The organism is Amycolatopsis sp. NPDC039088, assembly GCF_055598845.1.
In genome coordinates this window covers 198,288-220,612 of record NZ_JBVKAE010000009.1, presented here as the reverse complement: position 1 = coordinate 220,612, position 22,325 = coordinate 198,288, and the positions used below count along the sequence as shown (strand labels likewise).

The window sequence follows — 22,325 nt, the reverse complement described above, 5'->3', positions numbered from 1 at the left end:
TCTGTCACCAAAACGGGGGACGCAGCGTGGTCACCCTCAACCATTTGCCGCAGTGCTCCGTTCGGGCGACGACCGCGCGTGACAAACTTGCTCACTATTACGAGTGATAAAGCCCTGTCATTCCGGCCGAAACGAATTCCCGGAACCTAATTGCGACCGGAAAACGAATACCCGCACGTGCGTTCACGCAAGCGGGGTCGCCTTTTCAGAGCACTCGAAGGCGTAGTTAGTATGTGCGCTCCGTACCGCGCCCGGATGCCAGCAAGCCCCGGAGGAACCCATGACCGACGTCGCGCGTCCCTTCGCGGCGAGCAACGCCCTCGAGGACACCGGGCAGATGCCCGCGCTGTTCGTCCGCAGCCGAACGCCCGTGCCCCCGCCGCCCCGCGACACCGGTCCGGACTTCGACCGGATCCAGCACGGCAAGGAGTTCGTCGCGCTGCGCAAGTCCTTCCGGCGGTTCGTGTTCCCGATGAGCCTGCTGTTCTTCACGTGGTACATGACGTACGTGCTGCTGGCCGCCTACGCGCACGAGTTCATGAGCCGGAAGGTGTTCGGCGAGGTCAACGTCGGTATCCTGCTCGGGCTCGGCCAGTTCGCCAGCACGGTGCTGATCACGATCGCCTACCTGCGGTTCGCCAACAAGCGGCTCGACCCCAAGGTCGAGCGGCTGCGGGCCTCGGTCGAGGCGGGTGAGCGATGAGCATCCCCGACAACGACCCGATCCTGAACGTCGTGGTCTTCGCACTGTTCGTCGCGATCACCCTGTTCGTGGTGTACCGCGCCAGCACGCGCAACTCCTCCACTTCGGACTACTACGCGGCGGGCAGCGCCTTCACCGGGCGGCAGAACGGCATCGCGCTTTCGGGCGACTTCCTCTCGGCGGCGTCGTTCCTCGGCATCGCCGGGGCGATCGCGATCCACGGCTACGACGGCTTCCTGTACTCGATCGGGTTCCTCGTCGCCTGGCTGGTCGATCTCCTCCTGATCGCGGAACTGCTCCGCAACACCGGCCGCTTCACCATGGGCGACGTGCTGAGCTTCCGGATGAAGCAGCGCCCGGTCCGCGCCGCGGCCGCGACGTCGACACTGGTGATCTCCTTCTTCTACATGCTCGCGCAGATGGCGGGGGCCGGCGGGCTGGTGGCGCTGCTGCTCGACATCCACGGCGGCATCGGACAGGCGCTGGTGATCGCCGTCGTCGGCATCATCATGGTGCTGTACGTGCTGGTCGGCGGGATGAAGGGCACCACGTGGGTGCAGATCATCAAGGCGACCATCCTGTTGCTGACCGGCGCGCTGATCACCGTGTTCCTGTTCGGCAAGTTCGGCTTCAGCTTCTCGAACCTGCTGTCGGCCGCCGCCGACCGGAGCCCGCTCGGTGACGAGCTGCTGCAACCAGGCGGCTCCTACGGCAAGAGCGAGATCACGAAACTCGACTTCGTCTCGCTGGCACTGGCGCTGGTCCTCGGCGCCGCCGCGCTACCGCACGTGCTGATGCGCTTCTACACGGTGCCGAATTCGCGCGAGGCTCGGCGCTCGGTGGTGTGGGCGACCGCGTGCATGACGATCTTCTATCTCTGCACACTGGTCATCGGTTTCGGCGCGGCCGCGCTGGTCGGCCCGGAGGCGATCAAGAACGCGCCGGGCGGGGAGAACTCGGCGGCGCCGCTGCTGGCGCTGAACATCGGCGGCACCGTATTGCTCGGCGTCGTCTCGGCGGTGGCCTTCGCGACCATCCTCGCCGTCGTCGCCGGGCTGACGATCACCGCGTCGGCCTCCTTCGCCCACGACGTCTACGCCAACATCTTCAAACGCGGCAAGGCGGAACCGGTCGCGGAGGTCCGGGTCGCCCGGCTGACCGCGGTCGCCGTCGGGGCGTTCGCGATCGTGGGCGGCATCCTGGCGAACGGGCAGAACATCGCGTTCCTGGTGGCGCTGGCGTTCGCGGTCGCGGCGTCGGCGAACCTCTCGACGCTGCTGTACTCGCTGTTCTGGAAGCGGTTCAACACCACCGGCACCCTGTGGGGCATCTATGGCGGGTTGATCGCGAGCCTGGTGCTCGTGTTCTTCTCGCCGGTGGTGTCCGGAGCCGCGGACTCGATCATCAAGGGGATCGACTTCCACTGGTTCCCGCTGAAGAACCCGGGCCTGGTGTCGATCCCGTTCTCGTTCCTGTGCGGCTTCGTCGGCACCTTCGTCGGGCGCTCGAAGGCCGATCCGGTCAAGCACGCCGAGATGGAGGTGCGGTCCCTCACCGGGATCGGCTCCTGACCCGGCGTCGCGCGCGCCATGAAAGGTCCTTTCCTTGCAAATTTTGCAAGGAAAGGACCTTTCATGGCGTCCGGAGGCCGTCCAGCACGATCACGAGCAGCCGTTTCGCGTCCTCCGGCGACGCCTTGCTCGCGGCCGAACCCACCCCGTGGCCCAGCCGCAGGATGTCGACCCCGGTGACGTCCTCCCGGAGGACACCCTCGTCCTGAGCCGCCTTCACGATCGCGTCGGACGCCGACCGCAGCCGCGACTGGCACCAGGCGAAGACCTCGGACCCGGCATCGACGGACGCCTTCAAAGTCATCGCGAGACCGTGCTTCTCGACCACGTAGGCGACGTGCGTGGCCAGCCACTCCTCGAGCGCTTCGCCGGGCGGTAGCCGGTCGAGCAGGTCGAACGCCTGCTGGGCCATCCCGTCGATCTCGTCGCGGTAGACCGCCTCGATCAGTTTGTCGCGGGTCGGGAAGTGCCGGTACAACGTGCCCGCGCCGACCCCGGCGCGTTTGGCGATGTCGTCGGCGGGCACGTCCACGCCGTCGTCGGTGAACGCCTTCTTCGCCACGGCCACGATGCGCTCGTAGTTGCGCCGCGCGTCCGCGCGCATGGGCCGGGCCGGATCGGCCGTGACCATCTGCACCTCCTCGGGCGACAAAAACGGAGACATTCTCCGAATCCACTTGCGTAAGCGGAGACAGTCTCCATATCATCGCTCACGACCTCAAGTGGAGAGTCTCTCCGCTTCATCTCGTTACGTCTTTGGAGTATTCCTTGACCGAGCGAACCCTGCGTACCGAGCCTAGGCCGGAGACGGCACAGGCCCCACCGCCTCCGCACCGGCTGGTCCTCCCGATCGTGCTGACCTGCCAGCTCATGCTCATCCTCGACGCGACGGTGATGAACGTCGCGCTCCCCCGCATCCAGTCCGACCTCGGCTTCACCGACACCGGCCTGTCCTGGGTGATGACCGCGTACAGCCTCGTCTTCGGCGGCTTGCTGCTGCTCGGCGGCCGGGCGGGCGATCTGTTCGGCCGCCGGCGGATGTTCGTCGTCGGCGCGGGCGTCTTCACCGCCGCCTCCCTGCTCGGCGGCCTCGCCGGCTCGGCGGAAATGCTGATCGCCGCCCGGATCGCACAGGGTGTCGGCGCGGCACTCGCCGGTCCGAGCACACTGGCGCTGATCACCAGCACGTTCACCGAAGCCAAGGCACGGGTGCGCGCGCTGGCGTTGTTCTCGGCGATGTCCAGCAGCGGTTTTGCGATCGGCCTGCTGCTCGGCGGGCTGTTGACCGAGTGGATCTCGTGGCGCGCGGCGCTGTACATCAACGTCCCGTTCGGGCTCGCGATCGTCCTGCTCACCTCGCGGTATGTCGCCGATCCTCCGCGACGACGCGCCCGGCTGGACCTGCCCGGCGCGCTCACCGGCACCCTCGGTGTCGGCTCGCTCGTGTTCGCCTTCACCCACGCCGCGTCACACGGGTGGGGCGACACGATCACCCTCGGCGCGCTCGCCGCCGGGCTGGGTCTGCTGGCCGCGTTCGTCACCATCGAGACCAGGGTGGGAGAACCGCTGATCCCGTTGCGCCTGTTCGCCGAACGCGACCGCGCCGCGGCCTACGTCAACTTCTTCCTCGGGCCGATGGCGATGATGTCGATGTTCTTCTTCCTGACCCAGTTCCTGCAGGACATCGCGGGCTTCGCCGCACTGGAGACGGGCTTCGCGTTCCTGCCGATGGCGGTCTGCATGTTCCTGCTCAGCAGGCTGATCCCGAGGCTGCTCCCCCGGTTCGGGCCGAAACCGCTCGCGCTGACCGGGACCGCGTTGATGACCTCCGGGGTCGTCTGGCTGACCACGCTCACCACGGACAGCGGCTACTTCTCGCATCTGTTCGGGCCGATGCTGCTGATGGGCGTCGGCGCGGGACTGGCGTTCTCCCCGCTCAGCGTGATCATCATGGCGACGGTGCCGACCGAGGACGCGGGTGCCGCCGGTGGCGCTTTGCAGACGTTGCAGCAGGTCGGGGCCACGCTGGGGCTCGCGATCCTGATCACCGTGTTCGGCGCGGTGACACGGACGCCGTCCGGTAGCCCGGCGGAGACCACGGTCGGCGGGATGACCGCCGCTTTCACCGCCGCGGCCGTGGTGACGGCGGTGTCGTTCCTGGTGGCGCTGACCTTCCGGCGCCGGGCTTAGAGCTTCTGACCCGCGTCGACCTTGTGCGTGACCTTGCGCTCCATCACGAACGAGAAGAACGGGATGCAGCCGGCGATCAGCACGAGAAGGGTGCCCTTCATCGACCAGCGGGCCTTGATCGCGAGGTCGACCGCGAGCAGCAGGTAGATCAGGTAGAGCCCGCCGTGGACCATGGGGATCATCTTGACGAACTGGGGAAGTTCCACGCGGAAGACGTACTGCAGCAGCATCTCGACGACCAGCCCGAGCAGGGCGACACCGGTGGCGTACGCGGCGACGCGGAATCGGATCAGCGGCCCGCCCAGCGAGACCGAGCGGGCCGGGGCGGCGTCGTCAGTTCGGGTGGTCATAGGGTCTCGAACCTCTCTGGGGAACTACTCGTCGCGGGCATTGAGTTCGCGCAAGTACCGGTTGTAAGCGGCGAGCTCGTCATCTTCGGGAGCGGCCGGGCGGGGCGCCGGGGCGCGCCTCTGCCGGGGAGCTGGCACTTCGGGGACGGCGGTCTCGGCCGTCCGCTCCGGGGTGTCGGCCTCCGCGGCCTGGCGGCGGAGCTTACGGATCCGCCAGAACATGAAGGCGGGGAACAGCCCGAACAGCGGCCACTGCAGGACGTAGCCCAGGTTCTGGAAGGTCCCGCTCGCCGAGGAGAACCGCTCCCACTGCCACCAGGCGAGCCCGCAGCACAGCGCCAGGCTCACCAGGCAGACGCCGGCGATGCCGAGACGGCGCAGGGTGACAGACGGTGCGGGCACGCATCGACGCTAGCACTGGCGGTGGTCCGAAACTTCGCCGACCGGGGCACTCGGGACCTTGGTCCCGGCTCCAGCTCTCTCGCCGCTGGGAGTCCGTGAAGGCCTCCTTCCCTACGCTCAAAGTCAGGGTCCCGGCAGAGTCACAGAGCTGCTCGTCAGTGCCGCTCTTGGTAGTCCGGATGTGACATCGCTGGCGCTTGCGGGGTTCGAGTGTGGAGGATTTGGGACGGTGAACGTCCCAAACCCTCCACACTCGGGGTGCGCCGGGTTCCTGGCAGGTCCCTGCTCCTCTGTTGATCAAACTTCGCAACCGGCGTGACGTCGGCCTGCGCCCCGACGTAGAGGTGCCCGACCTGCAAATGCCGACTTTGCCGCGACCCTGACTCTCAAAGTAGCGAAGGAGGCCTTCCCGGACTGGGAAGATGTGAATGTCGAGTTCCCTCGGCTGAGCCGAGGGAAGGGGTCCTTCACGCGCGGCCGGTGTGACTGGTGATGCCACTGAGACTCATGGTGGCGTGTCCAGGCTGTGAAGGCCTCCTTGAGGGACTCTGAGTCCCTCAAGGAGGCCTTCACGGACTTACTTCTGACCTGCACGAGGGTGGTGGTCGTCGCCCCGGTCTCACACCTTGATCAACGGAAGATCCGAGACACTCAACGTCCCCGATCTTCCGTTGATCAAGCTTGCGTCCATCACGATCTGCGGACCGGCGACCGTCCTCCAAGGAGGCCTTCACGGCCCGACCGCTGACGCTCACGAGCGGGACTGCACGGCCTTCGCGTAGTCGTCCGCCAGCCCGAAGACCTTCTGCGCGTACTCCGTCGAGTTGTTGTAGGACAGGATGCCCTGCCACCACCCCGAAGCGGCCGACATGTCGCGGTTGTTCACGCACAGATAGCGCGCCGCCGCCAGCGACGCGTCGTCGATCTGCTGCGGGTCGCCGACGCCGTCGCGATTGCCGTCGGCGGCGTAGCGGCGCCAGGTGCTGGGGATGAACTGCATCGGGCCGACGGCGCGGTCGACGGCCGCGTCGCCGTCGAACTGACCGCCGTCGGTGTCCCCGATCGCCTTGACGCCGGGTGAGCCGTCGAGCGGGACGCCGATGATCGGTTTCGACGGGCGGCCGTCCTGGCCGAGGACTGCCCCGCCGTACTGACCGTGGTTCGACTCGATCCGGCCGATGCCGGCGAGGGTGGCCCACGAGATCTTGCAGTTCGGTTGCAGCTGGCGCATCGCCAGCTCGGCCGTGCCGTAGGCGAGCAGTGCCCTGGCCGGGATGCCGGTGGCCTGCGACGCCCGTTCGGTCCAGGCGGCCAGCGGGTCCTTGCCCGGTTTCGGCTGCGCCTGCTGCGGCGAGGTCTGCTGGGCCGCGCCACCGGCGGGGGTGGCGTTGACCGGGACGACCGTTCCCGGTTTCACGTCCGCCGCCTTGACCTGCAAGGCGGGGATCTCCATCGTCGTCGGGCTCGCGACCGGGGCGGACGCCTTGGTCACCAGCCAGATCCCGCCCCCGGCGAGACCGAGGACGGCCAGCACGACCACCAGCCTGACGAGAACGGCGCCGCCCGCCCCGCGACGTGGCGGAACGGGCTTGGCCGGGTCGGCGACGAACTCGTCGTTTTCCGGGGTGGTGCGCACGAAGCGGGTCCTCCAGCGTGGGCGGCGATCACGACCGATGCTCGAACAACGAGCCCGCGCAGGTTAGCGTTACGCGGTCGCCGGGATCGCCTCTGCCACGCCGGTTCACCCGCGTGTGCGAGAAGTTCTCATCAGGCGGACTTCTGCTGCCTCGCCAGCCGTGCCACACACCAGGCCGGGGCGCTGCCGCGGCGAAGATGCTGCAAAACGGTCATCGGACCGAGACGACGGCTCAGGTCGGACGGGGCGAGCCCGGCCGCGCGGTAGTCGAGCGCGCGCTGGTCGAGCGGGCTGATGCCGGCGTCCCACCAGGCCTCGGCCTCGGCGACGCCGCCGACCATCTGCCACCATCCCGCGGCGGCGACGAGCAGCTCCTGCGGGACATCGGGAAGACGGCTGCGCATGGCGTCGAGGTAGCCGGGGTCGGCGGCCTCGACCGGCGCCCAGCGTGCCTGACCGGACTGCTGACGCTGGCCGGGGATCCCGGGCGCCTGACGGGGCGCGTCGGCGAGCCACGCGGACGCGATGCGGTCGACCTCCTGCTCCTCGGGGGTCTGCTCGCGCTCGGCGGCCCACTGCCGGATCAACGCGTCGACTCCGGGATCTCCGGTCATCCCTGCCTCCTCATGATTCCCCGACTGACAAGTCCTGACTTACTTGCCCGGCTGAATGTCCGCTTTCGCCCTGGGGCTTGCACCTGCGGAAACCCTCGCCCAGGAGGCCGGCTCCGGCGCCTGGAAGACCCAACCGATCACGCAATGTGAGCACCGTAGGGGCGCGGAGGTCTCTTCCGCCAGAGCTTCCCGGGCACGAATTCGTCGACCTGCGGGTTTTCGGGGCCAATCCACCCGGATGGTCGAGTCGCCCGACCGAAATCCGAGGTCGGTGACAGGGAGTGATATCCGCAGGTGGCTGCGCACGGTGATCACCGGCGTCACCAGGGACACCGGTGATCGGCGCGACGGGTCAGGAGAAGAGGCTCCGCACGAACGTCACGATGGCTTCGGCACCGGACCGGAGCCAGCCGAGCGCGGTGTGGACGGCGTCGGCGGATTGGGTCGGCCTGCTGATCAGAAAGAAGAGCACGAGCGCGACGACAGCGATCACAACGAATTTCTTCAAGCCGGGCGACATGGCTCCATCCCATCACACCGTAGTGTCCAGACGATGACTCCGCGCGCACTGCGGACTTTGTCACCACTTTAAGGAGATCCGGGCCTCCATGCCCACCCGAACCGCCCGAGGGAGCGATCCATGAGCGAAAACGTTCTCGTCCACCGGGAGGGGCCGGTGACGACGATCACCCTGAACCGGCCCGAGGCCCGCAACGCGGTGGACGGCCCGACCGCCGCCGCGCTGGCGGACGCGTTCCGCGCCTTCGACGGCGACGAGGAGGCCGCGGTCGCCGTCCTCACCGGTTCGGGTGACGCCTTCTGCGCCGGAGCCGATCTGAAGGCCGTCGGCACCGACCGCACCAACTCGCTCAGCCCGTCGGGTGACGGGCCGATGGGGCCGACGCGGCTGGCCCTGTCGAAGCCGGTGATCGCCGCGGTCCGCGGGCACGCCGTCGCGGGCGGCCTCGAACTGGCGCTGTGGTGCGATCTGCGGGTCGCGGACAGCACTGCCGTCTTCGGGGTGTTCTGCCGCCGCTGGGGAGTGCCGCTGATCGACGGCGGCACGGTGCGCCTCCCCCGGCTGATCGGGCACTCGCGGGCGATGGACCTGATCCTCACCGGCCGCCCTGTCGACGCCGACGAGGCACTCGCGATCGGGCTGGCGAACCGCGTCGTACCCGACGGCGAGGCGGTGAGCGCCGCGCAGGCCCTCGCCCGCGAACTGGCGGCGTTCCCGCAGGCGTGCCTGCGCGCGGACCGCAAGTCCGCGTACGGCCAGTACGGGCTCACCGAAGAAGAGGCGCTGCGAGCCGAATTCTCGAACGCGCTGATCAGCGGCGAGCTCGCCGAAGAAGCCGTCGAGGGCGCGAACCGATTCAGCGGGGGCGCGGGGCGTCACGGCAGCTTCGACGGCCCGAGGTCCTAGTGTCTGTCAGATGACAGAAACCGGAGTCGCGCTCAGACCGGTGTCCGAAGAAGACCTGCCGATGCTCGAAGCGCTCACGAACGATCCACGGGCCGCGGGCGAGTTCGAATGGCACGGCTGGCACGACCCGCATTTCCTGCGTCGCCGCTGGAACGAGACCGGCATGCTCGCCGCGGACAACGGCATGCTGATGATCGACCTCGACGGCCAGCGGCTCGGTTTCGTCTCTTGGCACAAGACCAGGTCCGGCTCGACGTCGTACTGCTGGAACGCCGGTCTCGTGCTGATCCCCGAAGCACGCGGCCACGGCTACGGGACCGAGGCGCAGCGGTCGCTGGTCCGCTACCTCTTCGCGCATACGCAGATGAACCGCGTCGAGGCGTCGACGGAAGCGGGCAACGTCGCCGAGCAGCGCTCCCTGACGAAGGCGGGCTTCACCCGCGAAGGTGTGCTGCGCGGCTACGCGTTCCGGGACGGGGCCTGGCGCGACCACGTCCTCTATTCGATGCTGCGGTCCGACCTGGACCCCGGCCCGGAACGGCGCTAGACGATCGTGCCCGCGGCCTTGAGCCGCTCGACACCCTCGGCGTCCACCCCGAGTTCGGCGAGGACGTCGGCGGTGTCCGCGCCCTTGGGCCGCGGCGCTTCCGGTGTCTCCGCGGGAGTGCGGTCGAACCTCGGCGCGGGCGCGGGCTGCACCACTCCGCCGATGTCGACGAACGTCCCGCGCGCGACGTTGTGCGGATGCGACGGCGCCTCCCCCGGCGCGAGCACCGGTGTCAGGCACGCGTCGGTGCCCTCGGCCTTCGCGACCAGTTCGTCGCGGGTGTGCTTCGCGACGGCTTCGGCGACGATCTTGCGCAGCTTCGGCCACTCGTTCTTGTCGACGTGGACCGGGGTCTCCTCGGGATCGAGCCCGAGGACCTTCACCAGGTCGCCCCAGAACCGCATCTCGATCGCGCCGATGGCGACGTACTTGCCGTCGGCGGTCTCGTAGGTGTCATAGAACGGCGCGCCGCCGTCGAGCATGTTCTCGCCGCGTCCGCCCGGCCAGAGCCCGGAGTTCAGCAGTCCGTGCAGGCTGGTGGTCAGCAGGGCGGCGCCGTCCACCATGGACGCGTCGACCACCTGTCCCTTGCCGGACGACTGGCGTTCGAACAGCGCCGCCAGCACGCCCATCGCCAGCAGGAGGCCACCGCCGCCGAAGTCGCCGATGAGGTTGAGCGGCACCACCGGTCGCTGTCCCGCGTGCCCGATCGGTTCGAGCGCGCCCGCGATGCCGATGTAGTTGATGTCGTGCCCGGCCACGGTGGCCAGCGGGCCGTCCTGGCCCCAGCCGGTCATCCGCCCGTAGACCAGCCGCGGGTTGCGGGCGTGGACCTGCGCCGGCCCGATGCCCATCCGCTCGGCCACCCCGGGGCGGAAACCCTCGATGAGCACGTCGGCCTCGTCGGCGAGTTTCAGCACCAGCTCGACCCCCTCGGGGGTCTTGGTGTTGATCCCGACCGACCGCCTGCCCCTGGCGAGCGGATCGTTCGGGAAGCTGATCACGTCGTTGCCCGGGGTCGCCCGGTCGACCCGGATGACGTCCGCGCCGAGATCGGCGAGGATCGTGCAGGCGAACGGAGCCGGGGCGAGCCCGGCCAATTCGACGACCTTGAGCCCGCTCAGCGGGCCGGCCTTCTTCGCCACGTCTTTCCTTTCTACGCCAGCGGATTGCTCAGAGAGTGCGGGAGATGATTTCCTTCATGATCTCGCTGGTGCCGCCGAAGATCCGGGAGATCCGGATGTCGGCCCAGGCACGCGCGATCGGGTACTCGGTCATGTAGCCGTAGCCGCCGAAGAGCTGCAGGCAGTCGTCGACGACCTTGTTGACCCGCTCGGTGGTCCACAGCTTCGCCATCGCCGCGCCCTGCACGTCGAGTTCCTTGCGCAGATGCCGTTCGATGCACTGGTCGAGGAACGCGCGGGACACCGCGGCCTCGGTCGCGGCCTCGGCGAGTTTGAACTTGGTGTTCTGGAAGTTGTAGATCGGACGGCCGAAGGCCTGCCGGTCCTTGGTGTAGGCGATGGTCTGGTCGATCGCGGCCTCCATCCCGGCGACCGCGGTGACGGCGATGATCAGCCGTTCCTGCGGAAGCTGCTGCATCAGCTGGATGAAGCCGAGGCCTTCCTTCTCACCGAGGAGGTTGGCGGCGGGAACGCGGACGTCGTCGAAGTTCAGCTCCGCGGTGTCCTGGCCCTTGAGGCCGATCTTGTCGAGGACGCGGCCGCGGCTGAAGCCCGGGGTGTCGGTCTCGACGGCGATCAGCGAGACACCCTGCGCGCCCGCGTCCGGATCGGTCTTCACCGCGACGACGACGAGGTCGGCGTGGAAACCGTTGGTGATGAACGTCTTCGCGCCGTTGATCACGTAGTGGTCGCCGTGGCGCACCGCGCGGGTCTTGATGCTCTGCAGATCCGATCCCGTGCCGGGTTCGGTCATCGCGACCGCGCCGACCATCTCACCGGAGGCGAACTTCGGCAGCCACGCCTTCTTCTGCTCTTCGCCCGCGTACTCGAGGATGTAGTGCGCGACGATTCCATTGTGGACTGTGACACCCCAGGCGCTGTCGCCGGAGCGGGCCTGCTCTTCGTAGAGCACGGCTTCGTGGGCGAACGTGCCGCCACCACCGCCGTACTCCTCCGGGATGGACAGTGCCAGCAGGCCGACTTCGCCCGCCTTGGTCCAGAGCTCTCGATCGACCTTCTTCTCGGCCGCCCAGCGCTCCTGGTTCGGCACGAGTTCCTTCTGGCAGAAGGTCCGGGCGAGGTCCCGGAGGTCTTCGAGCTCCGTCGTGCTCCACGAACTCTTCTGGATCTGCAAGGGCACGGCCAACGCCTCCTGATCAGGACCTGGAAAACATGACGCTTAGGATGTAAGTTCCAAGCGGAATGTACATCCGTACCGAGCTGCACGTAAAGAGGGGGCGGAGTCCGATGGCCGTACTGGGCAGAACCCACCGGACGCAGGCCGAGCGGCGCGAGCAGACCCGGACCGCCCTGCTCGACGCGACCATCGACTGCCTGGTCGACCTCGGGTACGCGCGCACCTCGGTCCAGGAGATCTGTGCCCGCGCCGGCGTTTCGAAAGGCGCCGTGCAGCACCACTTCGCCGCGAAGGCCGAGCTGATGGCGGCCGCCGTCGAGCATCTGACCGGGAAGCTGCGCGGACGCCTCGCCGAGTCGATCTCCGCGCTTCCCGGCGGCGCTTCAGGCGTGGCGGCGGCGATCGACCTGCTGTGGGAGGGCTACTCGGGCACGCTGTCCACGGCCGCCACCGAACTGTGGGTCGCGGCGCGGACCGATCCCGAACTCCGCGAGGCGATCCGTCCGGTCGACCGGGCGCTGGGCCGCTCGACACTGGAGCACGTCACCTCGATCGCCGGGGAGCTGCCGAAGGAACGCGCGGAGATCCTGTTCTGGCTGACCGTGAACCTCACCCGGGGGCTGGCGCTGGACGCCGAACTCGGCGGTGACCCGAAACGGCGCCGGCAATTGCTCGACGAATGGAAGCGCGTCGCGGTGATGTTGTACGAGGACGCGTCCCCGTAGGCTGCCGCCATGGGGAGATCGACGGCGTTCGCCGCACTGACCGCGGCCGTTCTCATGGTCACCGGCTGCGCGAGCGCCACTCCACCCGCGCCGGCGACTCCACCGCCCACCGGACCTTTGACGCTGCGGGAAGCGCTGGGCGACCCGACGACCGTGGACTTCTGTGGCCTGCTGGACCTCTCCGAGATCGAGAAGGCGGCTCCGACGCTCAGCATGGGCGCGTGCTCGTTCCGGACCACGATCGCGGGATCCGAGGCCCTGATCAGCTTCGGCTTCCCGGAAGACCGGGCGAAGGAACGCCTCGCGGCCGCCACGCCGGTCACCGAGCCGTCACTGCCTCGCGGCCTGCGCATGGTCCGCACGGACCTTCAAGGCCAGCCTCTTCTCCATCTGATCTTCACCGACGACTCCTCCCTGCGTATCGGCACGTTCTTCCAAAGCTGCGAAGCCGGACCGAAACTGCTCGCCATGGCGACGAAGACCATGGAAGGTGTCGCCATTTCACTGGCGGCGGGCAAGCAGGCGACGCATCTCGAATACCGCGACCGCTCCTTGGCGCGGCTGGACGCCTGCTCCGCCCTGGTGTCCGACGACGAGGTCTCCGCACGCCTGGGCGTCAGGCTCGCGGGGCGGGGCGATCTCTCCCGGCACCAATGCCTTTGGGGTGAACAAGGAGCGGAGCGGATCGTCCGCCTCGAATTCGGCCTCGGCCCGCATCCGAAAACCACGGCGGCGGTCACCGAGGAGATGGTGGGCGGGCGTGGTTCCTTCGTGCAGGAGGTGTCCGGCGGCTGCACCGTGCTCACGAGCCACATCGGCGGACCCGACCCGGAGCGGGACCAGGTCGAGCACGCCATCCTCGCCGTGCAGGCGCCGGACGCGTGCGGCGTCGCCAGGGAGCTGGCGGCCATCGCCTGGCCGAAACTCCCGGCCAGGGCCTAGCACCTGCGGATGCTCTTGACCAGAGCACAGGTGACACTTATCTCGTCGGCCGATTCGTGGTGGAATTCCTTGCTGGACAACAGAACCGGCGGAGGAGCCACCATGAGCGCGCCGCAGCAGCAGCCGTACCAACCGACTGGTCCGTTCGGTGCAATGCAGCCCGTCCAAACTCCCGTGGCCGCACCGCGTCCGCCGTCCGACGCGCGGCTCCCGCGGTTGTTCGCCGCGATGATGGGCGTCTTCGCCGGGCTGCTGGTCCTGGTCGCCACCTTTCTTCCGCAGTCGACCTATGAGCAGATCTCCGAAGGCAAGACGGTGTCGAAATTCGCCGAGACCGGGTGGGCGCGGTCCTTCGACATCGAACCCTCGGCGGAGGAGAAGGAGTTCTACGACAAGACCCATGTCGCCCGGTACGGCATCCCGCTGTCCGCCGCGGCGCTGACGCTGTTCGCCGGGGCCGCGGTGGGCTTCGCCTCGTACCGGCGGAGTTCGGGTTCGCCCGCGGCGACGACGTCGAGGACACTGCTGATCGCCGGCGGGGCGGGGACCGCGATCGGCGTCTGGATGCTCGGCATGGACATCTCGGCGAGCCTGAGCTTCGGACAGGACACCGGCCGGTTCGTCTCGCGCTACGGCACCGGGGGCGGATTCTGGATCCTGCTCGCGGGCGGACTCGTGGCGTTGCTCACCATCGTCCTGGCGATCGTGGCCAATCGCCGGGAGCCGGCGCCGCCCTCTCAGGCCCCTTACCCGGCCGCTTATGCCCCCTACCCGCCCAGCGTCCCTCAGCAGCAGTATCCGCAGCAACCGCCGCCTCAGGCCTATGAACCGCCGTCGCCCCCGACACCACCCGCGGGGTCGGCGTTGCAGCAGCAGGACATCCTGCGCCCGTCCCCCGACAATCCGCCTCAATCCGGCAATATGTGAAACTTATTCATATCAGCGCTGGACAGTCTCCATACCGGCAGTATGCTGTACTCGTCGGTAACACCTGGGCTCTGCGTGGCGCCTCCCGGCTCCACGCCGCATGGAACGGAGACGGCATGACGAGCACGACACCGGCGAGCGCGAGCCACCACACCGAAGGCCCGGCGACCATCGGAGGCGTCCACGGCGCCCCGGCCGCGGCGAGGGCGGAACGGCTCGTGCGGCGGGTCGTGGGCGGTAAGGACTCCGCGCCGGTTCAGATGCGCGCCCCGTTCACCAGACAACCGATCGCGACGCTCCCCCAGGCCACCGACGCCGACGTCCGCGCCGTCTTCGACCAGGCGCGCGAGGCGCAGCGCTCGTGGGCCGAGCGCTCGGTCGAGGACCGTCAGCGCATCCTGATCCGCCTGCACGACCTCGTTTTGAAGCGTCAGGAAGAGGCGCTCGACCTCGTGCAGATCGAGGCGGGCAAAGCGCGGATGGACGCCTTCGACGAAGTCAGCGCCACCGCGCTCGTGGCCGCCTACTACGGCAAGCACAGCGCGAAGATCCTTTCGCCGCGTCGCGCCGCCGGGCTGATCCCGGTGCTGACGAAGGTCGGCGAGCTCCGGCACCCGAAGGGCGTCGTGGGGATCATCTCGCCATGGAACTACCCGCTCGCGCTCACCGCGATGGACGTCCTGCCCGCGCTCGCGGCGGGCAACGCCGTCGTGCAGAAGCCGGACAACCAGACCGCGCTGTCGGCACTGTGGCTGCAGGAGATCGCCGAGGAGGCGGGGCTGCCCACCGGTGTCTGGCAGATCGTGCTGGGCCGCGGTTCGCGGATCGGTGACGCGCTGGTCGAGGAATCGGACTATCTGTGCTTCACCGGATCCACGCCGACGGGTAAGGGTCTCGCCGCGAAGGTGGCGGAGCGGCTGACGAGCTACTCGCTGGAGCTCGGCGGCAAGAACCCGATGATCGTGCTGCCCGACGCGGACATCACCAAGACCGCCGCGGGCGCGGTGACCGCGTGCTTCTCTTCCGCGGGCCAGCTGTGCGTTTCCGTCGAACGGATCTACGTCCACGAGTCCATCCGCGAGGAGTTCACGCGCGCCTTCGTCGCCAAGACCGCCGCGCTGCGGCTCGGCGGCGCCCTCGACTACCAGGCTCAGATGGGTTCGCTGACCTCGGAGGACCAGCTGGCGACCGTGTCGGCGCACGTCGAAGACGCCCGGACCAAGGGCGCGAAGGTGCTCACCGGCGGTAAGGCCAGGCCCGATCTCGGCCCGCTGTTCTACGAGCCGACCGTGCTCACCGACGTCACCGAGGACGTCAAGCTGTTCGCCGAGGAGACCTTCGGGCCGGTCGTGTCGATCTACGGCTACACCGACGTCACCGAAGCGATCGAGCGCGCCAACGACACGCAGTTCGGGCTGAACGCGAGCGTGTGGTCGCGCAACGGCCGCGCGGGCTGGGAGGTCGCGGCGCGGCTGAAGGCCGGGACCGTCAACGTCAACGAGGGCTTCGCGGCGACCTTCGGGACCGTGGGGCTGCCGATGGGCGGGATGAAGGAATCCGGCGTCGGACGGCGTAACGGTGCCGAAGGGCTGCTGAAGTACACCGAGGCCCAGGCGATCGCGCTGCAGCGTGGGATGCCGCTGCGCCCCGGTCGCGGCATTCCGCCGAAGCTGTGGGCGCGAGCCCTGAGCGCGAGCCTGAAGGTCCTCCGCCGCCTTCCGCGTCGCTGACCCTTCCCCTCCCTTATGCGTTTAGTCCTCTGAATGCGGTAGTTGCGCCACGCAAAGACCGCATTCAGAGGACTAAACGCGTTCAGGAAGAAGTCGGCGCGGCCAGCAGCCCCCGGTCGTACGCGATCGCGACGGCCTCCGCCCGGCGGCTCGCGCCGAGCTTCGCCATCACGCGGGAAAGGTGGACGCTCACCGTCTTCTCGCTGATGTACAGCTCCTCGCCGACCTGCCGGTTGGTCCGGCCGAGCGCGACGCGCTCCAGCACGTCCCGTTCGCGGTCGGTGAGCGGGTCGACGACGTCGCGGCGCGGAGCCGCGGGCTCCCCGGGCAGCTCGACGCGCGCCCGGTGGCTCAGCTCCCGGACCGCTTCACGCAGCGGGCAGGCATTCAGCTTGTCGGCCACCGCATACACGGCCAACAGCTCCGACGCGGCCAACGAGGTGTCGCCGTCGGAAGCCAGCAGCGCCTTCGCGTGCTGAAGGCGGCACATGGCCTGCTCGTACACCGCGCCGTACCCGTACGCGTCGACCGCCTTCGCCCACAACGCCGGATCACCGGCGCCGTGCAGACAGCTGCCGAGCGCTTCCAGCCGGGCGAGCCATGCCAGCGCCTCCGGGCCGAGCGACACCGAACGCGGGACGCCGTGTTCGGCGCAGTGGCGGCCGTGGGCGAGCATCTCCTCGCCCGATTTCACGGCGGTTTCGACCATCACCAGATCCCCGCGGACCCGGGCCTCGGCGGCTTGCGCGACGGCGGCCGCGAGGCCGTGCACGCTGATCCGGATCCCGCCGAGCAACGCGGGCTCTATCCCTTCGATCCAGTCGATCAACTCGTGCGCCTGCCGCACCGCGCCCTCGTTGTCCCTTCGCCACGTCGCGAGCTGGATGCCCGCGTCGCCCGCGGCCAGCGCGATCGAGACGTCCGTGCTCCAGTGCTGCCGCAACCCGGCGAGGATCTTGTCCGCGTCTTCGAACCGGCCCCTGGCGACGACGAACTGCGCCCAGATGCTCAGGAACCGCGCCGCGACCGCGCTCGAAACCCCGCGGCCCGCCCGGCCGGCGTCGTCGTCATTCGGCCAGTCCCCGCTGACGTACCGCAGCGTGAGGTGTTTGGTCCGCAGCTCGATCCCGAACGAGCTCCAGGTCAGCCCGGTCTCCTCGGCCCGTTTGATCCCCTTGGCGTAGTACTTCAGCGCGGGCTGGATCTCGGCCCGGTCGTCGTAGCTCAGCCCGATGAAGTGGAGTGCCCGGAGTTCACCGTTGAGCGCGCCCGAATCCCTGGCCTTCCGCTCGGCCTGGCGCAGCCGCTCCCGCGCCTCCTCGACGTCGCCCGCGGAGTCGGCCAGCGTGCCGAGCGAGACCAGCGCGGCCGCCTCCGCCCCGTCCGCGCCGACGGCCCTCGCGTCGGCGACCGCGGCCAACGCGCACTTCAGCGCCTCTTCGTGCCTGTCCATCAGGCGCAGGATGCCCGCCCTGGTGGCGAGCACCCACGCCCGCGCGGAACTCGCCTCGGTGTGTTCGACCAGCTCCCAGGCCTTGTCGATCGCCTCCACGACCTCGTCCAGCGTGCCGTCGACCGAAAGCAGTGCCTCCGCGTGCCGTCGCCAGACCTTGGCGGACCGCTCGTTGCCGGTGTCCGGGCCGAGGGCCTCGGTCGCGGACCGCGAATAGGCGACCGCGCGCTCCGGCTCCCCCGACGTGCTCGCGAAATACGAGGCCTCGTGCAGGAGGCGGAGTTCGTCGACGTCCGACGGCCGGTCCACCGCGGGTACGGCGTCCCAAATGGACAACGCCTGCTCGACGTGCCGCAGCGCGGAGCCGGGCGCGCCCAGCTTCTCCGCCTCGTCCATCGCGCGCAGCAACGCGGCCAGCGCGGTGACGAAATCCTTGCTCTCCAGGCTGTGGTGCGCGAGCCGGGCGTCCTGGCCCCGGCCCTGTGTCCGGCTGCGGATACGCGACGCGTAGGCCGCGTGCATGCGCACCCGCTCCCCCGGCAGCAGGTCGCCGTAGACCGCTTCCTGCAGCAGCGCGTGACGGAAGGTGTAAAAGCCGTTCTCGATCACCAGTACGTGGTGCTGCACCGCCTCGCGCAATGCCTCGTCGAGTTCGAGCTCGTCCAGGCCGGAGATCTCGGCGAGCGCCGCGTGCGCCACCGCGTCCTTGGCGACCGAGACCACCCGCAGCACCCGGCGCGTGACCGGGGAAAGCTGCTCCACCCTGGCGAGGAGCACCTCGGCCAGCCCGGCGGGCAGCTCACGGCAGTCCTTCGCGGATGCGAGCAGCTCCTCGACGAAGAAGGGATTGCCCTCGGACCGAGAGACGATGTCGGCGATCATGTCCTGGCCGATCGGCTCGTCGGCCAGCGCCTCGACGAAGGCGCGCGCGTCCTCGGCGCCGAACGGCTTGACCTCGACGCGTTCGACCGCGCCCAGCCGGACCACCTCGGACAGCACTGCCCGCAGCGGATGCCGCCGGTGGACGTCCTCCTCGCGATAGCTGGCCACCAGCAGCAACCGCTGGGTGCGCAGCCTCGTCAGCAGGAAGGACAGCAGGTTCCGGGTGGAGCCGTCGGCCCAGTGCAGGTCCTCCAGGAGGATCACCACGGGCCGGCGCTGAGCGATGACGGTCAGCACCCCCAGTACCGCGTCGAACAGCTGGAGCTGGCCAAGGTCCTGTTCGGGCCGGAGCCGTTGCGTCGACACCCGTTCGCTCGCGGTGAGCTGACCGTCTTCGATGGCGGGGTAGTCCTCCGCCTGCTGCATCTGCGGGAGCAGCCTGCCCAGCGCCGGCCGGGCCCTGACCGCGGCGGTGACCGCGGGATCGGAAGTCGTCGCCAACGGCGCCAGCGCCTCGGCGAACGGAAGATAAGGAAGACCGCCCTCATGGACGTCGATACAGCGCCCGGTGAGCACCAGGGCGCCCGCGCCCGCGGCGTACTCGCCGAGCGCGGTCAGCAGGCGGGTCTTGCCGACGCCGGCGTCACCGGAGAGCAGCACCGCGCCGGCCTCGGCCCGTTCTGCACGGGCGAAGGCGGCGCGGAGCTGCCGCATCTCCTGAGTGCGGGCGACGATCGGGATTCCGGAGCCAAGACGGGGCACGAGGTGCATTCTTGCCTACCGGACCGACAACTTCGCCTGGGTTTTCGCCGAGAGCTTCATCGCACTCGGCCTCTACCGGGTGATCTCACCGCTGCGAGCGGGCAGCTGCCCGGCTTCGCGGCGCTGCTGGGCGGGCACCCGGACTTCGGCGCGGTACGCCCGGACCCGCTTGGACGCCCGGCGAGCCCGGTCGACCCAGACACTGCGGCCCGCCTTCTGCAGCTCTTCCCGCCGGTAGGCCACCTCGGCCAGTACTCCGACGAGCATCGCGTCATTGCTGTGCATCACGTTTCCCCTTAGGAACTCACTACCTGGTTTGGTAGTGACCAGATTCGTCCTGAGGGGTGCCTCGCGGCATCGGGTGATCACCTACACCCGAACGTGATTCGACCCCTTACTCCCGCCCATCCCCTGCTCGGGGGGCGTAAGGGGTCGAAGTTCAGCGTCTCTAGTCGTGAGCTGGGCCACTCTGGCGCACCGCGCCGAGCAGCCCACGCCAAGCGTGCGGCGACAGGCGGAAGGCACCTCCTGCGGGATCCTTCGAGTCCCTCAGCGCGGCACCGGAACCGGTGAAGGCGACCTCGACGCAGTCGTTGCCGCCACCGCTGTAGCTGCTCTTCCGCCAGTGGGCCTGGGAAAGATCATCGTTGGGCGTCATGCTCCCCGCTCCTTACTTGTTTCCAGGGACCTCGAGCACACCGAGGTCTCGATACTGCGCTGCATTCGGAAGGGCCGCCTGTTCGGCGAACCTTCCGGCGGCCTCGGCGATCACCTCGACCGAGTCGTCCGGTTTCAACGCGGCGGCACGGAGATGGTCGAACATCAACGCGTATCGCCGGACGTCCGGGGGTTCCTCCAGATAGAGCCCGCTGGAGGTGCTGTCGACGTAGACCACGTCGGTATCGGCCAGTTCGGGGAAGCCCATGATGAGGAACGGACCCTCCATCCCGGGATGGGCACCCGCGCCGAACGGCACGATCTGGATGGTCACGTTCGCCTTCCCCGCCATCGCGACCATCCGGTACAGCTGTTCCGCCATCACCTCGGCACCGTCGACCGTGCGATGCAGGACCGCTTCGTCCATCACGGCCCAGTACTCCGGCGGCGAAGGGTCTGTCAGCAGTTCCTGCCGCGCCATCCGCGCCGCCACCCTGCGCCTGACCTCGGCTTCCTCGGCGTCGGGCCGCATCGCCCTGATCACGGCCCTGGCGTAGCGCTCGGTCTGCAGCAGTCCCGGCACGAGCAGCGCCTGGAACGCGCGGAGGGAACTCGCGTCCGCCTCCAGGCCGACGAAAGTGCCGGTGAACACCTCGTTATACGCGTGCCACCAGCCGCGTTTGCGCGCTTCCCTGGCCAGCTGGACGAGCGCCTCCTGCTCGTCGCCGGCGATGCCGTACAGCTCGAGCATGTCGCGCGCGTCGCGCGGGGTGACACCGACGTGTCCCGTCTCGATGCGGCTGACCTTCGACGCCGAGCATTCGAGCTTCTCGCTCACCTCGTCGATGGTGAGGTCGGCCGCCTCGCGCAGCCGCCTGAGTTCGCTCGCCAGTCTCCGGCGGCGCACGGTGGGCCCTTGACCCCTCGTCATCACGGCACCTCCACAGGGCTGTCCGAGCTACATCGATCGCGACACGGCGAGTAGAACGGTGTTCGCCGAACCTCGCACGATGCACATCTAACCAGCCCGAGACACATTCGGTGAGATGGTCACAGTGGCATTTCCGCCACCTGAGGATTTTCATCCTGCAATTTGCAGATTGCCGTTGTAGGTTGAGCACCGTGCACCGCTCGCGGCACGGGCGCGGGGTCGCGAGCTGCACCGATAGGACTCCGAAAGGATACCTGTCGAAGCCGGATTCACCCCCGGTGCAGGGCCGGAGCCGTCCCCCGATCGGTTCCGGCCCTCCCTTTATGCCCGCGGCCCTTACTTAATGCTCTGGCTCCAGATGTTAATGCGATTCGCCATTCCCTCTAAAGGGTGGACGAAAACGCCCTCCGATGCGGAACGTCACCGTTCACACCACCCGGAGAAGACCCTCCTGCACCACGGTGGCGATATGTGTTCCGTCCGCGGCGAAGAACCGGCCCGTCGCCAGGCCACGGGCACCCGAAGCGGTCGGCGACGCCGAGTCGTAGAGGAACCACTCGTCGGCCCGGAACGGGCGGTGGAACCACAGCGCGTGGTCGAGGCTCGCGCCGATCACCTTGTCGAGGTCCCAGTAGACGCCGTGCCGCGCGAGGACCGAGTCCAGCAACGTCATGTCGGAGGCGTAAGTCAGGACGCAGACGTGCAGCAGCTGCTGGTCCGGGAGCTTGCCGTCGGCCCGCATCCAGACCTGGTTCCTGGCGGGGCGCTCACCGGACTTCCGGGTCACCCACGGCGGATCGTTGACGTAGCGCAGGTCGATCGGGCGCGGCCGGTCGAGGTGGCCCATGAGGTAGCCCTCGGCGCGCTCCTGCAGCGTCGGGAGCGTCTCGGGATCGGGCACGTCCGGCATGGTCTCGGAGTGCTCGATGCCGCCCTCGTCCTTCTGGAACGACGCCGACAGCGAGAAGATCGCCTTGCCGTGCTGGATGCCCACGACCCGGCGCGTGGTGAACGAACGGCCGTCACGGATGCGGTCGACCTCGTAGACGATCGGCACACTCGGGTCGCCGCCGCGGATGAAGTACGCGTGCAGCGAGTGGACCTTCCGCTCCTCGGGCACCGTCCGGCCGGCGGCGACCAGCGCCTGCCCCGCGACCTGCCCGCCGAACACGCGCACCGGCGAATGGGCCGGTGAGACGCCGCGGAAGATGTTCTCTTCGATCTTCTCCAAGTCCAGCAGCGCGACCAGCCGGTCGAGCACGGGCTGACCGCCCACTCCGCCGGTGGTGTCGAATCCGGCCGCGGCCTCCCTGGCCATCTCAGTCATATGCGGAACCCTATGTGGTCAAGCCGTCCAGGGCCTCCGCGAGGCGGGACGTTTGTCGCGAAGACCACCTTCGGGACGTCTCGGTCGCAAGCCTCTCCGCCGCCTACCACGGCACTGTGTTGCCAAGTCCGTGGAGATGTCCGACACGCCCCCCACCACCCCGAGCCATGACGTAGTGAAGGCCTCCTTCCCTACCGTCACGGTAGGGTCCCGGCAAAGTCGCATAAG

General features: G+C 68.7%; 22 protein-coding genes. 9 read left to right on the top strand and 13 right to left on the bottom strand.

Annotated elements, in window-relative coordinates:
* Positions 1–280 precede the first annotated feature (280 nt).
* Both ACZ7KI_RS14550 and ACZ7KI_RS14545 read left to right on the top strand, forming a co-directional pair.
* Positions 281–703: a DUF485 domain-containing protein gene (locus ACZ7KI_RS14550; RefSeq protein WP_470273612.1), complete on the top strand. Its 423-nt coding sequence runs from the start codon at positions 281–283 to the stop codon at positions 701–703.
* The gene (locus ACZ7KI_RS14545) at positions 700–2,274 is read left to right on the top strand and encodes a solute symporter family protein (protein WP_470273611.1); all 1,575 of its coding nucleotides are present in this window, start codon (positions 700–702) and stop codon (positions 2,272–2,274) included. The genes ACZ7KI_RS14550 and ACZ7KI_RS14545 overlap by 4 nt, the downstream gene beginning before the upstream one ends.
* 61 nt (positions 2,275–2,335) lie before the next feature.
* On the opposite strand, the gene ACZ7KI_RS14540 is transcribed toward ACZ7KI_RS14545, so the two are convergent.
* A complete protein-coding gene (locus tag ACZ7KI_RS14540; RefSeq protein WP_470273668.1) occupies positions 2,336–2,905 on the bottom strand; it encodes a TetR/AcrR family transcriptional regulator in 570 nt (189 codons plus the stop codon).
* A gap of 137 nt (positions 2,906–3,042) precedes the next feature.
* Between ACZ7KI_RS14540 and ACZ7KI_RS14535 the strand changes: the two genes are divergently transcribed.
* Positions 3,043–4,464 (top strand): MFS transporter, encoded by a 1,422-nt coding sequence (locus ACZ7KI_RS14535; protein WP_470273610.1) that lies wholly within the window; start codon positions 3,043–3,045, stop codon positions 4,462–4,464.
* Here ACZ7KI_RS14535 and ACZ7KI_RS14530 read toward each other — a convergent pair.
* The 5 genes from ACZ7KI_RS14530 to ACZ7KI_RS14510 form a co-directional block, all read right to left on the bottom strand.
* Positions 4,461–4,814, bottom strand: coding sequence for a DUF3817 domain-containing protein (locus ACZ7KI_RS14530; RefSeq protein WP_465504414.1), 354 nt, complete (start codon positions 4,812–4,814; stop codon positions 4,461–4,463). The two genes, ACZ7KI_RS14535 and ACZ7KI_RS14530, sit on opposite strands and share 4 nt — an antisense overlap.
* Positions 4,815–4,838: 24 nt before the next feature.
* Positions 4,839–5,216 carry a hypothetical protein gene (locus tag ACZ7KI_RS14525; protein WP_470273609.1) on the bottom strand — a complete coding sequence of 126 codons (378 nt, stop codon included), beginning with the start codon at positions 5,214–5,216 and terminating at the stop codon, positions 4,839–4,841.
* Between the two features lie 751 nt (positions 5,217–5,967).
* A complete protein-coding gene (locus ACZ7KI_RS14520) occupies positions 5,968–6,852 on the bottom strand; it encodes a lytic transglycosylase domain-containing protein (RefSeq protein WP_470273608.1) in 885 nt (294 codons plus the stop codon).
* A gap of 131 nt (positions 6,853–6,983) precedes the next feature.
* Positions 6,984–7,466, bottom strand: coding sequence for a helix-turn-helix transcriptional regulator (locus tag ACZ7KI_RS14515; protein ID WP_470273607.1), 483 nt, complete (start codon positions 7,464–7,466; stop codon positions 6,984–6,986).
* A gap of 352 nt (positions 7,467–7,818) precedes the next feature.
* A complete protein-coding gene (locus tag ACZ7KI_RS14510) occupies positions 7,819–7,974 on the bottom strand; it encodes a hypothetical protein (protein WP_162182762.1) in 156 nt (51 codons plus the stop codon).
* A gap of 132 nt (positions 7,975–8,106) precedes the next feature.
* On the opposite strand from ACZ7KI_RS14510, the gene ACZ7KI_RS14505 reads away from it, so the two are divergent.
* Together ACZ7KI_RS14505 and ACZ7KI_RS14500 are read left to right on the top strand one after the other, a co-directional pair.
* Complete coding sequence (locus tag ACZ7KI_RS14505; protein ID WP_470273606.1) at positions 8,107–8,892, top strand: crotonase/enoyl-CoA hydratase family protein; 786 nt, start codon at positions 8,107–8,109, stop codon at positions 8,890–8,892.
* Positions 8,893–8,902: 10 nt separating this feature from the next.
* Positions 8,903–9,439 carry a GNAT family N-acetyltransferase gene (locus ACZ7KI_RS14500; protein WP_470273605.1) on the top strand — a complete coding sequence of 179 codons (537 nt, stop codon included), beginning with the start codon at positions 8,903–8,905 and terminating at the stop codon, positions 9,437–9,439.
* On the opposite strand, the gene ACZ7KI_RS14495 is transcribed toward ACZ7KI_RS14500, so the two are convergent.
* Together ACZ7KI_RS14495 and ACZ7KI_RS14490 are read right to left on the bottom strand one after the other, a co-directional pair.
* Positions 9,436–10,584, bottom strand: a complete 1,149-nt coding sequence (locus tag ACZ7KI_RS14495; protein WP_470273604.1) for a CaiB/BaiF CoA transferase family protein — start codon at positions 10,582–10,584, stop codon at positions 9,436–9,438. The two genes, ACZ7KI_RS14500 and ACZ7KI_RS14495, sit on opposite strands and share 4 nt — an antisense overlap.
* 28 nt (positions 10,585–10,612) lie before the next feature.
* A complete protein-coding gene (locus ACZ7KI_RS14490; protein WP_470273603.1) occupies positions 10,613–11,764 on the bottom strand; it encodes an acyl-CoA dehydrogenase family protein in 1,152 nt (383 codons plus the stop codon).
* Positions 11,765–11,871: 107 nt separating this feature from the next.
* On the opposite strand from ACZ7KI_RS14490, the gene ACZ7KI_RS14485 reads away from it, so the two are divergent.
* From ACZ7KI_RS14485 to ACZ7KI_RS14470, 4 genes are all read left to right on the top strand, one after another.
* The gene (locus tag ACZ7KI_RS14485) at positions 11,872–12,486 is read left to right on the top strand and encodes a TetR/AcrR family transcriptional regulator (RefSeq protein WP_470273602.1); all 615 of its coding nucleotides are present in this window, start codon (positions 11,872–11,874) and stop codon (positions 12,484–12,486) included.
* A gap of 9 nt (positions 12,487–12,495) precedes the next feature.
* Positions 12,496–13,428, top strand: coding sequence for a hypothetical protein (locus ACZ7KI_RS14480; RefSeq protein ID WP_470273601.1), 933 nt, complete (start codon positions 12,496–12,498; stop codon positions 13,426–13,428).
* Between the two features lie 102 nt (positions 13,429–13,530).
* On the top strand, positions 13,531–14,355 hold the full coding sequence (locus ACZ7KI_RS14475) for a hypothetical protein (protein WP_470273600.1): 825 nt from the start codon (positions 13,531–13,533) through the stop codon (positions 14,353–14,355).
* A 116-nt stretch (positions 14,356–14,471) separates the two neighbouring features.
* Positions 14,472–16,085, top strand: coding sequence for a succinic semialdehyde dehydrogenase (locus ACZ7KI_RS14470; RefSeq protein ID WP_470273599.1), 1,614 nt, complete (start codon positions 14,472–14,474; stop codon positions 16,083–16,085).
* A gap of 82 nt (positions 16,086–16,167) precedes the next feature.
* On the opposite strand, the gene ACZ7KI_RS14465 is transcribed toward ACZ7KI_RS14470, so the two are convergent.
* From ACZ7KI_RS14465 to tesB, 5 genes are all read right to left on the bottom strand, one after another.
* The gene (locus tag ACZ7KI_RS14465) at positions 16,168–19,191 is read right to left on the bottom strand and encodes a helix-turn-helix transcriptional regulator (RefSeq protein WP_470273598.1); all 3,024 of its coding nucleotides are present in this window, start codon (positions 19,189–19,191) and stop codon (positions 16,168–16,170) included.
* Positions 19,192–19,254: 63 nt separating this feature from the next.
* Entirely contained in the window at positions 19,255–19,467 is a 213-nt protein-coding gene (locus ACZ7KI_RS14460; protein WP_470273597.1) for a hypothetical protein, read from the bottom strand.
* A gap of 163 nt (positions 19,468–19,630) precedes the next feature.
* The gene (locus tag ACZ7KI_RS14455) at positions 19,631–19,840 is read right to left on the bottom strand and encodes a DUF397 domain-containing protein (RefSeq protein ID WP_470273596.1); all 210 of its coding nucleotides are present in this window, start codon (positions 19,838–19,840) and stop codon (positions 19,631–19,633) included.
* A gap of 12 nt (positions 19,841–19,852) precedes the next feature.
* Positions 19,853–20,770, bottom strand: a complete 918-nt coding sequence (locus ACZ7KI_RS14450) for a helix-turn-helix domain-containing protein (RefSeq protein WP_470273595.1) — start codon at positions 20,768–20,770, stop codon at positions 19,853–19,855.
* Positions 20,771–21,197: 427 nt separating this feature from the next.
* Positions 21,198–22,097 carry an acyl-CoA thioesterase II gene (gene tesB / locus ACZ7KI_RS14445; protein WP_470273594.1) on the bottom strand — a complete coding sequence of 300 codons (900 nt, stop codon included), beginning with the start codon at positions 22,095–22,097 and terminating at the stop codon, positions 21,198–21,200.
* Between the last annotated feature and the right edge of the window lie 228 nt (positions 22,098–22,325).

Excerpts from the sequence above, each read along its gene's own strand:
- ACZ7KI_RS14550 (WP_470273612.1), top strand. The coding sequence starts at position 281 with ATGACCGACGTCGCGCGTCCCTTCGCGGCGAGCAACGCCCTCGAGGAC.
- ACZ7KI_RS14545 (WP_470273611.1), top strand. The coding sequence starts at position 700 with ATGAGCATCCCCGACAACGACCCGATCCTGAACGTCGTGGTCTTCGCA.
- ACZ7KI_RS14540 (WP_470273668.1), bottom strand. The coding sequence starts at position 2,905 with ATGGTCACGGCCGATCCGGCCCGGCCCATGCGCGCGGACGCGCGGCGC.
- ACZ7KI_RS14530 (WP_465504414.1), bottom strand. The coding sequence starts at position 4,814 with ATGACCACCCGAACTGACGACGCCGCCCCGGCCCGCTCGGTCTCGCTG.
- ACZ7KI_RS14515 (WP_470273607.1), bottom strand. The coding sequence starts at position 7,466 with ATGACCGGAGATCCCGGAGTCGACGCGTTGATCCGGCAGTGGGCCGCC.
- ACZ7KI_RS14505 (WP_470273606.1), top strand. The coding sequence starts at position 8,107 with ATGAGCGAAAACGTTCTCGTCCACCGGGAGGGGCCGGTGACGACGATC.
- ACZ7KI_RS14500 (WP_470273605.1), top strand. The coding sequence starts at position 8,903 with ATGACAGAAACCGGAGTCGCGCTCAGACCGGTGTCCGAAGAAGACCTG.
- ACZ7KI_RS14485 (WP_470273602.1), top strand. The coding sequence starts at position 11,872 with ATGGCCGTACTGGGCAGAACCCACCGGACGCAGGCCGAGCGGCGCGAG.
- ACZ7KI_RS14480 (WP_470273601.1), top strand. The coding sequence starts at position 12,496 with ATGGGGAGATCGACGGCGTTCGCCGCACTGACCGCGGCCGTTCTCATG.
- ACZ7KI_RS14475 (WP_470273600.1), top strand. The coding sequence starts at position 13,531 with ATGAGCGCGCCGCAGCAGCAGCCGTACCAACCGACTGGTCCGTTCGGT.
- ACZ7KI_RS14470 (WP_470273599.1), top strand. The coding sequence starts at position 14,472 with ATGACGAGCACGACACCGGCGAGCGCGAGCCACCACACCGAAGGCCCG.
- ACZ7KI_RS14465 (WP_470273598.1), bottom strand. The coding sequence starts at position 19,191 with ATGCACCTCGTGCCCCGTCTTGGCTCCGGAATCCCGATCGTCGCCCGC.
- ACZ7KI_RS14460 (WP_470273597.1), bottom strand. The coding sequence starts at position 19,467 with ATGCACAGCAATGACGCGATGCTCGTCGGAGTACTGGCCGAGGTGGCC.
- ACZ7KI_RS14455 (WP_470273596.1), bottom strand. The coding sequence starts at position 19,840 with ATGACGCCCAACGATGATCTTTCCCAGGCCCACTGGCGGAAGAGCAGC.
- ACZ7KI_RS14450 (WP_470273595.1), bottom strand. The coding sequence starts at position 20,770 with ATGACGAGGGGTCAAGGGCCCACCGTGCGCCGCCGGAGACTGGCGAGC.
- tesB (WP_470273594.1), bottom strand. The coding sequence starts at position 22,097 with ATGACTGAGATGGCCAGGGAGGCCGCGGCCGGATTCGACACCACCGGC.